At 56.5% G+C, this 14,361-nt stretch carries 13 protein-coding genes; 8 read left to right on the forward strand and 5 right to left on the reverse strand.

Going from position 1 to position 14,361, the window contains the following annotated elements:
- Positions 1–57 precede the first annotated feature (57 nt).
- Together MKZ35_RS15335 and MKZ35_RS15340 are read left to right on the forward strand one after the other, a co-directional pair.
- On the forward strand, positions 58–915 hold the full coding sequence (locus MKZ35_RS15335; RefSeq protein WP_482514087.1) for a transglutaminase-like domain-containing protein: 858 nt from the start codon (positions 58–60) through the stop codon (positions 913–915).
- Positions 906–1,073, forward strand: a complete 168-nt coding sequence (locus MKZ35_RS15340; protein WP_482514088.1) for a hypothetical protein — start codon at positions 906–908, stop codon at positions 1,071–1,073. Before MKZ35_RS15335 ends, MKZ35_RS15340 begins: the two co-directional genes overlap by 10 nt.
- Before the next feature lie 129 nt (positions 1,074–1,202).
- Here the strand turns inward: MKZ35_RS15340 and MKZ35_RS15345 are convergent, their stop codons facing one another.
- Both MKZ35_RS15345 and MKZ35_RS15350 read right to left on the reverse strand, forming a co-directional pair.
- Complete coding sequence (locus MKZ35_RS15345; RefSeq protein WP_482514089.1) at positions 1,203–1,877, reverse strand: HEAT repeat domain-containing protein; 675 nt, start codon at positions 1,875–1,877, stop codon at positions 1,203–1,205.
- A gap of 185 nt (positions 1,878–2,062) precedes the next feature.
- A complete protein-coding gene (locus MKZ35_RS15350; RefSeq protein ID WP_482514090.1) occupies positions 2,063–3,745 on the reverse strand; it encodes a S41 family peptidase in 1,683 nt (560 codons plus the stop codon).
- Between the two features lie 367 nt (positions 3,746–4,112).
- Between MKZ35_RS15350 and ruvX the strand changes: the two genes are divergently transcribed.
- The 6 genes from ruvX (at position 4,113) to MKZ35_RS15380 (ending at position 9,667) form a co-directional block, all read left to right on the forward strand.
- Complete coding sequence (gene ruvX / locus MKZ35_RS15355) at positions 4,113–4,523, forward strand: Holliday junction resolvase RuvX (RefSeq protein WP_084445095.1); 411 nt, start codon at positions 4,113–4,115, stop codon at positions 4,521–4,523.
- Positions 4,520–5,143 carry a peptide deformylase gene (locus MKZ35_RS15360; protein WP_482514091.1) on the forward strand — a complete coding sequence of 208 codons (624 nt, stop codon included), beginning with the start codon at positions 4,520–4,522 and terminating at the stop codon, positions 5,141–5,143. The genes ruvX and MKZ35_RS15360 overlap by 4 nt, the downstream gene beginning before the upstream one ends.
- A 118-nt stretch (positions 5,144–5,261) precedes the next feature.
- Complete coding sequence (locus MKZ35_RS15365) at positions 5,262–6,230, forward strand: zinc dependent phospholipase C family protein (protein ID WP_482514092.1); 969 nt, start codon at positions 5,262–5,264, stop codon at positions 6,228–6,230.
- A gap of 22 nt (positions 6,231–6,252) precedes the next feature.
- A complete protein-coding gene (locus tag MKZ35_RS15370; RefSeq protein ID WP_482514093.1) occupies positions 6,253–6,624 on the forward strand; it encodes a DMT family protein in 372 nt (123 codons plus the stop codon).
- 93 nt (positions 6,625–6,717) lie between these two features.
- A complete protein-coding gene (locus MKZ35_RS15375) occupies positions 6,718–9,039 on the forward strand; it encodes a patatin-like phospholipase family protein (RefSeq protein WP_482514094.1) in 2,322 nt (773 codons plus the stop codon).
- Between the two features lie 25 nt (positions 9,040–9,064).
- On the forward strand, positions 9,065–9,667 hold the full coding sequence (locus MKZ35_RS15380) for a pentapeptide repeat-containing protein (protein ID WP_482514095.1): 603 nt from the start codon (positions 9,065–9,067) through the stop codon (positions 9,665–9,667).
- A gap of 24 nt (positions 9,668–9,691) precedes the next feature.
- On the opposite strand, the gene pulA is transcribed toward MKZ35_RS15380, so the two are convergent.
- The 3 genes from pulA to MKZ35_RS15395 form a co-directional block, all read right to left on the reverse strand.
- Positions 9,692–11,716, reverse strand: coding sequence for a type I pullulanase (gene pulA / locus MKZ35_RS15385; protein ID WP_482514096.1), 2,025 nt, complete (start codon positions 11,714–11,716; stop codon positions 9,692–9,694).
- Between the two features lie 219 nt (positions 11,717–11,935).
- Positions 11,936–12,058 (reverse strand): hypothetical protein, encoded by a 123-nt coding sequence (locus MKZ35_RS15390; RefSeq protein ID WP_482514097.1) that lies wholly within the window; start codon positions 12,056–12,058, stop codon positions 11,936–11,938.
- 100 nt (positions 12,059–12,158) lie between these two features.
- The gene (locus MKZ35_RS15395; RefSeq protein ID WP_482514098.1) at positions 12,159–14,246 is read right to left on the reverse strand and encodes a sigma-54-dependent Fis family transcriptional regulator; all 2,088 of its coding nucleotides are present in this window, start codon (positions 14,244–14,246) and stop codon (positions 12,159–12,161) included.
- Positions 14,247–14,361: the final 115 nt, after the last annotated feature.

Here is a 14,361-nt window from a genome sequence, read left to right on the forward strand (position 1 = left end):
GTTGTGATTAGTGCTTTCCTCTCGCCTAAACGGATTGGGCCACTTGCTTTGCTGTTTTTGATTACCGCGTTTACGCCCAACACAAGCCGGTGGACGGAGCCAGCGCCCAAAAAAGCCCCCCAGCCGGTCCGCGTACGCACGTTTGCCTTCGAATATAAGACGACCGTTCGTGATTTGCCCCCCACGGCAAACGCCATTGATCTGTGGCTACCCGTGCCGCATTCGGATAAGTCGCAGACCATTAGCGAACTAAAGATAGAATCTCCGCATCCGTACGAGGTAGTGAAGGCGCAGTATAATAACCAGATGCTGCATCTGAAGGTAAAGAATCCATCGGTCGAGCCTTTCACCGTGTCGGTGCGTTTTCAGGCGGCGCGGCGCGAGCATTTGAATCCGGTTGTGGCGCCTAAGTCGGCTGCTGTTGCTGGCAAGATCACCGAAGCGCCGGACCCAAATATGGCCCGCTGGCTACAATCCGACCGCCTGGTGCCGCTGGATAACAAGATCAAGCAGTGGGCTAACGAGGTAATAATGAAAGCTGATGCGCGCACTGACCTCGAGAAGGCACAAGCTATTTATAATCACGTAGTTTCTACCGTTAAGTACGACAAAACCGGTCAGGGCTGGGGACGCGGCGACATTTACTACGCCTGCGATGCGCGCCGTGGCAACTGCACCGACTTTCATGCAGTATTTATTGGCTACTGTCGTGCCCTGGGCATTCCAGCGCGCTTCAGCATCGGCTTTCCGCTGCCACCCGAACGCGGCATAGGCGAGGTTAAAGGATATCACTGCTGGTCGGAGTTTTATACTGCTGAAACCGGCTGGGTACCCATCGACGCGTCGGAAGCAGCCAAAAACCCGGCGCAGCGAACTTACTTTTTGGGGCTCACGATGAGAACCGGGTGGAGCTGACCCGTGGCCGCGACCTTACGCTGGCCCCCCGCCAGCAAGGTGCGCCTCTCAACTATTTTGTGTATCCCTATGCCGAAGTCGATGGCCAGCCCTTTACTAGCTTAGAGCAACACTTCTATTATCAAGATCTAAATTTGCCCCCCAGCAAGCGTAAGTAGCCCTTTTTGGCTTTAGCCAGCTATACATAACAAAACGCCGGTCATCTCCTACTTCAGGAGGCGACCGGCGTTTTCATTCGTAAGCACTCAGATATAGTAGCGTTCTAGCAAATAGAAATAGATAAGAGGTTACTGTTTTGCTACTACCAACTCAGTAGCGGCCTCGCGGACATACTCATTGGAATCGGTGCGCAGGGCGGCTACCAGCTCAGCTGGCAGGCTGTGCCCCGCTGCTTGTAGCGCCAGTACGCTAGCTAAGCGCATGTACGCGTCGTCATCGGTGAGGCGCGGCAAAGCGTACTCTACCGCCTTCGCAGGGTGCAGGTCCGACAACGTATTGAGCGCATACCGGCTGACCAGCTTATGCTCGTCGTGGCAGATGAGGAACTCCATCAGCTCCGTGCGGTGCGGAATGATATAGTGCGCTACATGCTCGGCGGCCAGATACCGCGTATGATATAGCGGTGAAAGCAAGCCGCGCTCCAGCAGAATAGTGCGACGGGCGGGCTTCAGTGTTTCGAGGCATTCATAGAGAACATCTTCGTGCAGATAGTCAGCCGTAATGGCTTCCAGCAGCAGATCTATGCCGCTGACATTGCCCCAGCCGCCATTTTGCTTTTCAATCTCGGATATGGTGGCCCGATGCAGGTCGCTGCGGCAGCGCCGGCGCTCCATGGTATCGTGGTCGTCGTCCCAGAAGTTTAGCTTCAACTCCTCCACCAACACGGTTCCCCCTTGCCGCCGCGCCATATAGCTCCAGAATTGCTCCAAAGCCTGCTGTAAATCTTTGTATGCGTCGCTCATTCGTTTACCGAAAAAAGGTTACTTGCGTCTACCGTAACGGCGGGGCTTTCCACCAAAAAAACAGCCTAAGCAGGTGTTGGAGGCTTAACAACAATCACCTATTAATCAATCAATTGAATTGTTAATCACCTATCTGTTCTCCACCTCGCTAAGTGACGGAAACCTGTGATAGGCAAGAACTATGCTCAGTTGCCCGTAAGCTGGGCCGTACTCGTATCAATAGCGCGCAAGGCCTGTTGAAACTCTATGTCTTGCTCGGCCAACACTGTGTAATAGGCGTTTTTGCCGTAAGCACTCCGCGCAATGTGCGCCTTGAGCTGTGTGCGCAGCAGCGGGGCAGCGCGGCGCAAGCCAGCCGCATCGGCTGCTAAGCCCGCACGGGCCGCTAAAGCACTCAAGGCTTGGAGCTGCGTATCCGTAATGCGAAAGGAGGCATTGAATTGCTCAAAGCGAAGACCTTCCAGCTCGGGCTGATGATCCTGGTAAAACTTCAGCGCGTACTCACGCACCAGATTGCGGCTTTGCAAACGACGGAAATACTTGGAGAAAGCCACAGTATCGCGAGGCACAAATAAGTCGGGCATGATACCGCCGCCACCGTACACGGTGCGGCCGTGCATCGTACGATACCGCAGGGAATCGGCAAAGTGAATGCTGTCGGCGTGGAAATATTCACCCTGGCGCTGGCGCTTAGCTAGTTCCTGCTCATACTCGGCGTGTCCACCTTTGTAGGATTTCTGAATGGAGCGGCCCGAAGGCGTGTAATAGCGGGCAATAGTCAGGCGCAGCTCTGAGCCATCATTTAAGGCAATAGGCTGCTGCACTAGGCCTTTACCAAAGGTGCGACGACCAACCAGCAAGGCGCGATCATGGTCTTGCAAAGCACCAGCTACTACCTCGGCGGCCGAGGCGCTGCCTTCGTCTACTAGCACTACCAAGGGGCCTTCTTCGAACTCGCCCAGTACGCGGGAATAGGTTTGGGTGTCGTATTGGTCGCCTTTACCGTCGGTATACACGATTTTGCGGGTGCCGGCAATAAACTCATCCGCCATTTTGGTGGCACGGTCGAGGTAGCCACCGGGGTTGCCCCGTAGGTCCAATACCAAGCGCGACATTCCCTGGCGGCGCAGGTCACCAAGCGCCTGCTTGAATTCTTCGTAAGTATTGTTGGCAAACCGGCTCACTTTGATATAGCCCGTCTGGTTATCAACCATATAAGCCACCTCCACCGAGCTATTGGGTACCCGCTCGCGGGTTACTGTCACGTTCAGGAGCTTAGGCGAGCCACGACGCTGAAGCTGGAGTTGCACGCGGCTGGCACGCGGTCCGCGCAGCTTGTTGTACATCTGCTCGGTAGTCATATGCACCCCCGACACAGCCTCACCATTCACGGCCAGCAGCTGGTCGCCGGGGCGAAGACCAGCATGCTCCGCCGGGCCGCCACCCAGCGAAGCTATTACCGTTACCGTGTCCTGAAAAATATTAAACTCTACGCCTACGCCGTCAAAATCACTTTGTAGAAAAGCGGAAGCCTGAGGTTGGTCTTTTGCGGGAATAAATATCGAGTGCGGATCGAGGCGCTCCAGCATACGGCCAATGGCGTAGTCAGATAGCGCTTCGGCATCGACTGAATCGACGTAGTCACGGTCTACGTAGCTCAGAATTTCTTTGAACTTCAGGTAGCCGCGGGAAGTGCTGTCTGGGTTTTGACCGGATGGTTTGAATGGATTGGCCCCTACCAGCATACCGCCCGCCAGCACCAACGCTAAAAGCCATGGCTGCCGCACCTGGAAGCGGGAAGCACGGGGCGCCGACGTTGGAGCAAGCTCCGGGGCAGGCGTCGAAGCAGTGTTCGACTTAGCGTTCATAAAAGGCTGGAGGAGTAGAAGTTTTGACTATAAACTACGGTTAGCGACAAGGCAACATTCCAAATCTATTAAAACTATTACGAGAAAACCATGCCTACTATTAAGCATTCACTATTTTCAAATAACAGTACAATTTTATATTTTGTAAGACATATTTATAACATAACAATGTAGATAAGATGTATTTAAGCTCGCTACTGACATTATATACAGCCTACACACTATATAATAATTTCAATAAAAATAATTAATGATTTTCGCTGGTATCAGCTTAAATCGTGCTAGTACGTCGGGCAATAGATACGGGGGCCTTATCTTTGGGGCGGGTAGCAGGGTTACTGCACGCCCTCTGTTTTACCTTGGAGCGATGAGCCGAATTCTTGCCATTGACTACGGCAATAAGCGCGTGGGGCTGGCCGTGACCGACCCCTTGCAACTCATTGCCACGCCCCTCGAAACCATCCATAGCCAAGACCTGTTGGCTTATGTGCAGGCATATCACCAACGCGAGCCGTTGGCGGCCATCGTAGTAGGGATGCCGCGCACCTTGCTTAATGAGCCAACGGATGTGACCAGCGCCGTGGTTGGTTTGGTGCGGCGTTTGCGTCGCGAGCTGCCGACCGTGCCGGTGCACGAACTCGACGAGCGCTACACTTCGCGCATGGCCCACGCGGCGATGCTGGCTGGGGGGCTTTCTAAGAAAGACCGCCGCGACAAAGCCACCGTCGACCGCGTAAGCGCCACGCTTATTTTACAATCTTTCCTTAACTCCCGATGATTTACCCCATCGTTGCCTTTGGCGACCCAGTACTGAAAACGCCTGCCAAGGACATAGCAGTAGATATTGATGCCCAAGAGCTGAAGCAGCTCATTGGCGATATGTTTGATACCATGTATCATGCGCGTGGCGTCGGCTTGGCTGCTCCTCAGATTGGGCGCAGCGTACGCTTATTCGTTATCGACTCGGCTCCAATGCTGGATGATGAGGACGAGGATGATGAAGAAGCGTTGGAAGCCGCACCAGCCCCCGAAAATGCCCCCCAGGATCAGGCGGTGAAGCGTGCATTCATTAACCCGGTGATGGTAAGCGAAACCGGCGAAGAATGGGGTTTCGAGGAAGGTTGCCTGAGCATTCCGGGCGTGCGGGAGATGGTGTTTCGGCCGGCCAATATTGTGCTCCGCTACGAGGATGAGAACCACGTGGTGCGTGAGGAAGCCTTCTCCGGCATGACGGCCCGCGTTATTCAGCACGAGTACGACCATCTGGAAGGCATCCTGTTCACCGATCATCTGTCTGGCTTTAAGAAGCAACTGCTGAAGGGCAAGCTTACCCGCATCAGTAAAGGCGACGTGAAGGCCGATTACCGGCTGCGGTTTGCGGGGCAGGGACGGCGGTAGAAGAAAAACTGGTATGGGAAGGTTTGTCCGAACTCAAAGAGGTATGGGAAAATTTGGTGAATTTTTCCCATACCTCTTTGAGCAAATTGCTTAGCTCTCTAATCCCCAATCCATATCAATGAAGAAACTCCCGCTGCTTCTGTTGCTGCTGCTGCTGCCCTTACAGCCGCGGGCGTGGGGCTTCTTCGGGCATCGGCTTATCAATCGCTTGGCTGTGTTTACGCTGCCTACCGAGCTGCTGGGGTTTTATAAAAAGCATATCGATTACCTCACCGACCACGCCACCCGGCCCGACCAGCGCCGGGCCGTGGTGCCGGGAGAAGCCGCGCGCCACTTTCTAGACGTAGACGCCTACGGCGACAGCGCTTTAGTGCGCCTGCCCCGCAGCTGGGCCGATGCGGTAGCCCGCCACGGCGAGGATACGCTGCAGCGCCATGGTATTGTGCCCTGGCACGTGGCTCGGATGCAGCTACAGCTTACCGAGGCCTTTCGTACTCGCGACGCCGACCGGATTCTGCATCTTTCTGCTGATCTGGGTCACTACGTGGCCGATGCCTGCGTACCGCTGCACACCACGCGCAACTATAATGGCCAACTGACTGGCCAACGCGGTATCCATGGGCTATGGGAAAGCCGCTTGCCGGAGTTATTGAGCGCCAACTACGATTTCTTCACTGGCCCGGCGCCTTACCTCGATAATCCGACTTTCAGCATTTGGGAAGCCGTGCAGCGGTCCAACGCGGCCGTGGACTCGGTACTGCGCTTTGAGCAAGAATTGACAGCTCGCTTTCCTGACGACCGTAAATACGGCTTCGAAGAGCGCGGTGCCCAGGGAGCCGTGCGCGTGTACTCGCGCGACTTCAGCCGCGCTTACCACGAGCGTCTGCACGGACAGGTAGAACGCCAAATGCGCCGGGCGGTGCAGCTGGTAGGCGCTTTCTGGTACACTTGCTGGGTAAATGCCGGCCAGCCCGATCTAGCTAATTTGCCCCCCAGCATTTCCGCCGCCGAGCAGCGCCGCCTGGATAAGGAAAGCGCAAAGCTGAAAAACGCCCCCCAGCGCAGTATTCCGGGGCACGAGGACTAATGCGGCAACCGACCCACCATTTATGAAAGCCCTCTACACTATTCTGCTGCTCACCGTTTCCAACCTCTTCATGACGTTTGCCTGGTACGGTCACTTGCAGTTCAAAAAGATAACCTGGCTGCACGGGCTGGGGCTGGTAGGCGTGATTCTGGTGAGCTGGGGCTTGGCGTTTTTTGAGTACGTGTTTCAGGTGCCCGCCAATCGTATTGGGTTTGTGGAAAATGGCGGACCATTCAACCTGTTTCAGCTCAAAGTCATTCAGGAAGTTATTTCGTTGAGCGTTTTTGCGCTATGTGCCGTGTATGTTTTCAAAACGGACAAGCTAGCCTGGAATCACGTGGTTGGTTTCGGGCTGCTGGTGGCGGCCGTGTATGTCATTTTTCGCAAATGGTGATTTGCGCGGCCGGAAACCGCTAATTTGTTCCCCAGCCTTACTGTCCAGTTTAGGCCCACCGTTTCTGGGGGGCTTTTTGTGGTGTTCGTTTCTATGAAGTTTACTTGGTTTCTTTTCCTTAGCCTGCTGGTTGGGGCAGTTGGCTGGCCTGCCGCACCAGTTCAGGCCCAAAAAGTAGGTCTCGTGCTGAGTGGTGGTGGCGCCAAAGGCCTGGCGCATGTGGGGGTGCTTAAAGTGTTGGAAAAGAACAAGATACCGATTGATTATATCATCGGCACGAGTATGGGCTCGGTGGTGGGCGCCATGTATGCGGCCGGCTACTCCCCTGCCGAGATTGAGGAGATTGTAACGCAGCCCGACTTTCAGTACTGGGTTTCGGGCGAGCAATTGCAGGACAAGAGCTTCAACTACCTGAACGCCGACGCCTCACCGGCCGCCCTGCGCGTGGGAGTAGCCATTGATTCGTCGCTGAACACGCGGATTTCGCCCAATTTGATCAACGACGTCAACCTCAACTTCGCGCTGGCTAAGTTTCTGGCTCCAGCCGCAGCGGCGGCCAACTATGATTTCGACAACCTCTTTATTCCCTTCCGCTGTCTGGCGGCTGAAGTATTTACGCGCCGGCAGGTAGTACAGGAAAGCGGCTCACTGGCCGATGCCGTGCGCAATTCGATGACTGTGCCATTGGTGTTTCGGCCCATCCGCAACCCCGACGGCCGCTACCTGTTTGACGGGGGCATTTACAATAACTTCCCTACCGATGTGATGCGGGCCGAGTTTAAACCGGACATAATCATAGGGGTGAACGTGGGCGACGTAGCCTACAAGAAATATCCCTTTGAAAAGGACGATGAGCTGCTGCTAGGCTCCATCGTTTTTCTGGGGGCTGATGTAGCCGATACGCTGGCGGTAGGGCCTAGTGGCGTCTTTATTCAGCCGGCGCTGGAAGGCTACGGCGGCACCGACTTCGATAAGGTGCGTGAGCTGATTGAGCTTGGCGAAAAAGCTACCCAGGACAAATTGACGCAGCTATTGAGTCGTATTCCGCGCCGCATTGATACGCTGGCACTGGCCAACCGGCGCACCGAATTTCAGAACTCGGCTCCCGGCCCGGTCTTCAAACGCGTAGTAGTGCAGGGCTTAGCCGAAAAGCAGAACACCTATGTGAGCCGCTTTTTCCGCCGCGAGGGCCGCAGCTATACTATCGACGAAATTGAGGAAGGCTATTACCGCCTAGCCGCCGACGACTTTTTTCGCAATATCTACCCCCGCATTCGCTACGACAAGGAGCAGCAGGGGTATGTATTCAACATCGATGCCCGCCAGAATAATAACCTCTCAGCCGAAGCGGGCTTCGTGCTGGCCACGCGCGCCGTGGACAACATTTACGTGGGCTTAGAATATCGTTGGCTAACCAAATACCTTTATTCGGCGGCCGCGAATGCCAACTTGGGGCGGTTTTATAACGCGGCCCAGGGCCGTTTACGAATAAGTATTCCCGAGAAGCTGCCCTTCTTTGTGGAACCCAGTGTGACGTATAACAACTGGAACTACCAGCAAGCTGGCGGGCTGCTGGGGCGCGATATCCAAAACACCCTGATTGAGCAAAGCGACCTGGCCGTGGGCGTACAGATGGGCATTAGTCCGCGCTACCGTAGCCGCGTGTCGATAGAGGCCGGCTATTTTGGCAATCAGGATAACTACGCCAATACGCGAGAAGTATCCTCCAGCGACGTGCTGGACCGGACCAGCTTCCGGGGCCTGACGGCGGCCCTGCGCTACAGCCGCAACTCCTTGAATCGCAAGCAGTATCCTACGGCGGGGCGGCGAGCCTTGGCTAGCATACGCGGCGTGCGCGGCACCGAAATTTACGCGCCGGGCTCTACGTCCGTATTTGAGGGCGAGTACCGCGACGACCACCAATGGCTCCAGTTTTCGGCTACTACCGAGAAATACTTTACCCTCCCGAGCAAAAAGAAAGTGTGGGGCTATTTTGGCGAAGTCGTGCTCAGCGGGCAGGCGCGCTTCGCCAACTACCGGTCGTCGGTCACTACTTCTCCGGTATTTGCTCCTTTGGTCGATTCGCGCACGTTGTTTCTGGATAACTACCGGTCGCCGCGCTACGCCGCCGCGGGCTTACGCTTCTCTCAAAGTCTGCTGGCCAGCAAGTTGGAGTGGCGTTCCGAGGTTTTTGCCCACCTTAATTTCCAGCCCTTACGTGACACCGAAGGCCAGCGGGCTCAGCAGCTTTCTGGCTTCGACCGTCCTCGTCTGACAGCTAGTACCGGCTTCGTCTACCAAACGCCGGTAGGACCGTTGGCTCTGCACGGTATTTATTATGACGATTCGGCTAAGCGCTTTGGCGTGTTCGGCCACATCGGGTACTTGCTGTTCCACGGCCGATCCTTAGACTAAGGGCCGCGCTAATTTTATCTTCTGTATGAAAGCCCGCCGTAGCACCGCGACGTCCCGCAAGCCGCTCAGTTTTCCAGCCGAAAATATATTTGAGCGCTGGACGGCCGCCGAAATTGCCCCCCACCAAGAGCTGGAGCAATGCCAGTTTGTGAGCTGCGATTTTTCAAGCCTCGATCTGACCAACAAGCGTTTTATCGACTGTCAGTTTGAGCGGTGCAATCTGTCGTTGGCCACGCTCGCGGGCACGGGGCTGCAAAATGTACTGTTCAGCGAGTGTAAGCTGTCGGGCCTCCAGTTTTCGGCTTGCCGGGACTTGGGCTTTGAGGTAGAGTTTGCGCACTGCCAACTGCCCTATACTTCTTTTCACGGCAAGCGCATGCGCGGCACCCGCTTCGCTCACTGCATCCTGACGGAGGCAGATTTTGGCTACACCGACCTTACGGAAGCTACCTTTCAGGAGTGCAACCTGACTGGGGCGCTATTCGAGCAAACCCAGCTCACGGCAGCCGATTTTACTACCGCTTCCGGGTTCGTCATCGACCCCAATATAAACAATGTAAAAAAGGCGCGCTTCAGCCTAGAAGGCTTGCCCGGCCTGCTGAGCAAGCACGGTATACAAGTGGTGTAGTGCTGGCATGCTCCCCAAACGTGCTTACTTTTCTACCAATAGTATAGCCGTGCTGGGGGGCAGCTGCAACGCAAACGGGGTGCGGTTGGGGGGCAATTTTTCGATGCCCGCTGGCACGAGCTGGTGGCCGCGCAACACTACAGTATAACTACCGGCTGGCACCATGACCGATGCGGCCGTGCGGTTGCCATTGAAGGCCACCACAATATTGCGCCACTCGTCGCCGCCGGCGTGGTCGCGGAGGCGGTAGGCAATGGTGCCGGGGGGAACATTGGGCAGAAACTCCAGGTGCTGCTGAATCAGCTCGCGGGTGGGCAGGCGGAAGGCCGGGTGGGCGCGGCGTAAGGCCAGCAGTTGCTGGTAAAAAGCGTACACTTGGGCGTAACGAACTTTGCGGTTCCAATCAATTTGGTTGACGCTGTCGGGTTGATTGAAGGAGTTGTGGGAGCCGCCTTTGGTGCGCAAAAACTCGTCGCCGATAGGCAGGAAGGGAATGCCTTGCGAAGTAAATACAATCGTGTTGCTGAGGATATTCCGTTGAATCAGCTCCGCTTCCGTCGCGCCGGGGTTGGAAGATTTTAGCTTGTCCCAAAGCAGCTGGTCGTCGTGACAGGCCACGTAGTTGATGGTTTGAGCGGGTGAAACGGCCCAGGGCGCTTTGCTGTAGTTGACCTTCGAGTAATCAATCTGCGGGTGCTCGGTGGCGGCCACGATACCGAATTTCACGCTCTCCTCCAGCCCCGGCTGCCCACTGGCAAAGCCCGGTTCCTCGCGCCGTGCGTAGTGCCCGCGTACCCCGTCGCGCAGCTCGTCGCTGAAGGCGGCAATACGGTCCAGACGCTGCACATTAGCTTTCACCGCTCGGTCCGCCTCAGGCAAGGGGCTAGCGCCGGCCGCCCAGCCTTCGCCGTACACCAGAATGCTATGATCCTGCTGATCGAGGGACACGCGCACGGCCCGCATAGTTTCCAAGTCCAGCACCCCCATCAAGTCAAACCGAAACCCATCAGCGTGGTATTCGCGGGCCCAGTACGCCACCGACTCCACAATGAGCTTGCGCACCATGGGCCGCTCGGAGGCTATTTCGTTGCCGCAGGCGGTGGCGTTGGAGTAGCTGCCATCGGCGTTGTGTCGGTAATAATAGCCGGGCACGAGTTGCTCGAAGCTGGTGCGGGCGGCGTCGGTGGTGTGGTTGTACACCACATCCAGCACCAGGCGTAAGCCGCGCCGGTGCAGGGCCAGCACTACTTGCTTGAACTCCCGGATACGAGCGGCCGGGTCGGCAGGGTCAGAAGCATAAGTGCCTTCGGGCACCGAAAAGTGCAGGGGTTCGTAGCCCCAGTTGTAGCGGTTTTCACTGAGCTTGCTTTCGTCGATGGAGGCAAAGTCGTTGGTCGGCAGCACGTGCACATGGCTAATGCCCAGCTCGGTGAGATGGTCGAGGCCGGTACTGACGCCGCTGGGGCCGCGCGTATTGCCTTCGGCCAAGCCCATGTACTTGCCTTTGTGCTCTATGCCCGACTCGGGGTGCATGGAAATATCGCGCAGGTGCAGCTCCCCGATGATTACATCGGTAGGCTTAGCCAGCGTGGGCCGACGATCGTCGGGCCAGCCCAATGGGTTCACCGTAGCTGGATCGAGCAGGGCACCGCGCTGCCCGTTCAGACCCACGGCGTGCACGTACGGGTCGGGTACTTCGGCCATTTTTTGCCCCCCAATAGTGGCCTGAACCACATAAAAACGACCAGCGGGCTGGGCCGGCAGCGTGTACGTCCAGGTGCCAGCTTCAGCTTTCTGCATAGCGAAGTCGGCTACCGACGCGCCACCGGTGCCAGCCGTGTAGAGCTTAAGGTGCAGAGTCTCAGCCGTAGGCGCCCACACCCGCAAAGTGGCGCGGCCCGCTTGAAACGTAAGCCCCAGATCCGGCCCGTAGTACACTGGATAACTGGTGAAGTCAGGCAGCGCGGGCGCGGGCTTGCTGGTAGTGGCCGGCTTAAGGGTACAGGTAGTCAGCAAAAGCAGCACGGGCAGTAACCAGGCAGATTTCATACAAGCACAAGGAGAGCGGAGCGAACAAACAACGGCGGAACGGCAAGCTAAGCAGGCCACGCGGTTCTTGTATTCTTGGCCAGCCGGACCGGCATTTTCAGCGGTAGTACGCAGCGCCGCCGGGGGCGAATTGGGCAAATTGCCAGACAGTTAACGTCGGCTGGGACACAAAATAGCCCGGTCGCTACGTGCGCACCGGGCTATTGGGGAGCAGCAGCGTTACTTCTGCTGGGTTTTCTTTTTCTTGCCGTCGGGCCGATCCTGCACGACTTCCTCGTTTTTCTTTTCCTTGTTTTTCGTAGCCGGATCAGTATGCTTGGGCGTGGTGGTGGTGGTTGCCATATAATAGGGGAATAATGAGCGTGAACAGATGAGCCCGTGTACGGGAAAAGCGGCGCTGAGGTCCGGATTTTTCTGCCTTATTATTATCCCCTCCAATTCCTTACTCCTCCACGCCTACCATCCGCCGGATGCCCAGCTTTTTCATGCGAGCCTCCAGGGTTTTGGGGTTGATATCCAGTAGAACGGCCGCGCCATTGGGCCCGCTCACCCGCCCGCCCGTGCGCTGCAAGCTCGCCAGAATATGGTCGCGCTCCTGGTCTTTCAGCGTTTTGAGCGGCGCCGTTTCGGCCTTAGCCGCTGCCGGTGCTCTGGTAGCTGAGAAGCCCGCAAACTCCAGAAATGTCCCCTGCGACACGATAACGGCTTGCTCCAGCACGTGCTCCAGCTCCCGCACGTTGCCAGGCCAGGTATATTGGCGCAGCGCCCGCAAATCCCGCTCCCGCAGGCCGCGCACGGGCTTAGCCAGTTCCCGACTAATCCGGTCCAGGAAATGACGAACGAGGGGCTCAATATCCTCGGGGCGCTCGCGCAGGGCGGGCAGACGTACGGGAAACACGTTGAGGCGATAGTACAAATCGGGGCGGAAGCGGCCGGCGGCTACTTCGTCTTCCAGTACCCGGTTGGTGGCCGCAATAACGCGGGCGTCCGTTTGAATTACGCGCCGGCCCCCGATGCGCTCAAACTCTTTTTCCTGCAGCACCCGCAGCAGCTTAGCCTGCAAATCAAGAGGAAGTTCACCTATCTCATCCAGAAAAATGGTGCCGCCGTCGGCTAGCTCAAACTTGCCGATGCGCCGGTCGTGGGCGCCGGTAAAAGCGCCTTTCTCGTGACCAAACAATTCACTCTCAATCAATTGAGCCGGCAGAGCAGCACAGTTCAGCTTGATAAGCGCGCGCTCCTTGCGGGGCGACAGGTTGTGAATGGCGCGGGCAACCAGTTCCTTGCCAGTGCCCGTTTCGCCCGTTACCAACACCGTAGTGGCAGTAGGCGCCACCTGCGTAATGCGCACCTGCACCTGCTGCATCACGGCACTGGCGCCCACGAAGTCCTCAAACTTGCCCGTGGTATTAATCTCGTCAAGCAGGTAGGTTTTCTCCCGTTCTAATTGCGTGCGCAAGGCCTCAATCTGCTCAAAAGCAAACACGTTCTGCACCGCCAGCCTGATTTGAGGCACCAAATTGAGTATCAAAGCCAGGGTTTCCTCGGTGAAAGCCAGAGGCTGTTTACTTGATAAAATAAGGGTAGCGGTCTGCTCATCATTGACATCCAGGGGCGCGTACAGCACCGACCGGGTTCCCCGCTGATCCCGGATGTAGCGCATCAGGTCGTAGCGCTCCGCTAGCGCCTCAAAATTGCCCCCCACGTATAATCCGGGCCGCGAAAACAGCTCGGCGGCGGCTTGGCGAGCGGTTTCGGCATTTGGCAGGTCATCCCAGCGGGTTTCCTCCAGGGCAGTGAAGGTGCCATCGGCAGTCTTACCGAACTCGGCGAAGGCTCGGCCCGGCGAGCTCAACAGCCGTACGCGCACCCCAAAATAGTCGCAGGGCACGACGCGGTTTATTTCCGTAGCGATGGTGCGAAACAGCTTCCCTCTTTCCTTAATGCTGAGCAAGGCATTATTCAGGGCCAGCTGCATAGCCGTTTCCTGCTGCCGGCGTGCAATATCCTCGAAGGCCAGCACATTGGTAACGGCCACGGCCACCAGACTGCCGATTTTTTCCAGCAGAGCAGTGTCGGAAGGTGCAAAGTCGGGGCGGCGGCGGGCTACCAAAGACAGTAGTCCTACCAGCTGTCCGCTCGTGCGCAAAGGCACTACCGTCAGGTAGCGCATTTGATTAGCTAAAAGGGCTTCAAAAGGCTGAAAATCGGCGTACCGTGCCAGTAGCTCCTGCAAGTCGAACTGCTGCAAGTGCGGGCGACGAATGAACTCCTCAATCGGGGTATTCTCGATGGGCATCTGCCTGGGTTTATGCTCCGTTAGCTCAGGCAGCTGCACTTCCCCGAGGTAGTCGCGCAGGAAAACGCGGCGGTACTGATGCTCCGCATCGAGCGTCAGAATGGTAATGGCATCGAAGGGAAAAATTAGCCGGAGCTTCTCGGTTACGCTCCGAAACAACGCGTCTTTATCCCGAGTAGTCGCAATTGCGTCATTGATATAGAGTAGAAGTGAATCGTCCTGGTCGGGCATGCTAGCGGCGGGTAATCCTTAAATATCAGGAACGATAAATAGGATATTCTGAAATATGAGGAATTTTGCAGAATCTACCGAGTTAAACAAACCCATTGAATGGTTGTTTTTTCTT

The organism is Hymenobacter sp. R533113 (assembly GCF_056835965.1).

What these genes read in the sequence shown, in the direction of transcription:
- MKZ35_RS15350 (WP_482514090.1), bottom strand. Translation starts at nt 3,745, where the DNA reads ATGAACGCTAAGTCGAACACTGCTTCGACGCCTGCCCCGGAGCTTGCT.
- MKZ35_RS15345 (WP_482514089.1), bottom strand. Translation starts at nt 1,877, where the DNA reads ATGAGCGACGCATACAAAGATTTACAGCAGGCTTTGGAGCAATTCTGG.
- MKZ35_RS15360 (WP_482514091.1), top strand. Translation starts at nt 4,520, where the DNA reads ATGATTTACCCCATCGTTGCCTTTGGCGACCCAGTACTGAAAACGCCT.
- MKZ35_RS15370 (WP_482514093.1), top strand. Translation starts at nt 6,253, where the DNA reads ATGAAAGCCCTCTACACTATTCTGCTGCTCACCGTTTCCAACCTCTTC.
- MKZ35_RS15395 (WP_482514098.1), bottom strand. Translation starts at nt 14,246, where the DNA reads ATGCCCGACCAGGACGATTCACTTCTACTCTATATCAATGACGCAATT.
- MKZ35_RS15375 (WP_482514094.1), top strand. Translation starts at nt 6,718, where the DNA reads ATGAAGTTTACTTGGTTTCTTTTCCTTAGCCTGCTGGTTGGGGCAGTT.
- ruvX (WP_084445095.1), top strand. Translation starts at nt 4,113, where the DNA reads ATGAGCCGAATTCTTGCCATTGACTACGGCAATAAGCGCGTGGGGCTG.
- pulA (WP_482514096.1), bottom strand. Translation starts at nt 11,716, where the DNA reads ATGAAATCTGCCTGGTTACTGCCCGTGCTGCTTTTGCTGACTACCTGT.
- MKZ35_RS15380 (WP_482514095.1), top strand. Translation starts at nt 9,065, where the DNA reads ATGAAAGCCCGCCGTAGCACCGCGACGTCCCGCAAGCCGCTCAGTTTT.
- MKZ35_RS15365 (WP_482514092.1), top strand. Translation starts at nt 5,262, where the DNA reads ATGAAGAAACTCCCGCTGCTTCTGTTGCTGCTGCTGCTGCCCTTACAG.
- MKZ35_RS15390 (WP_482514097.1), bottom strand. Translation starts at nt 12,058, where the DNA reads ATGGCAACCACCACCACCACGCCCAAGCATACTGATCCGGCTACGAAA.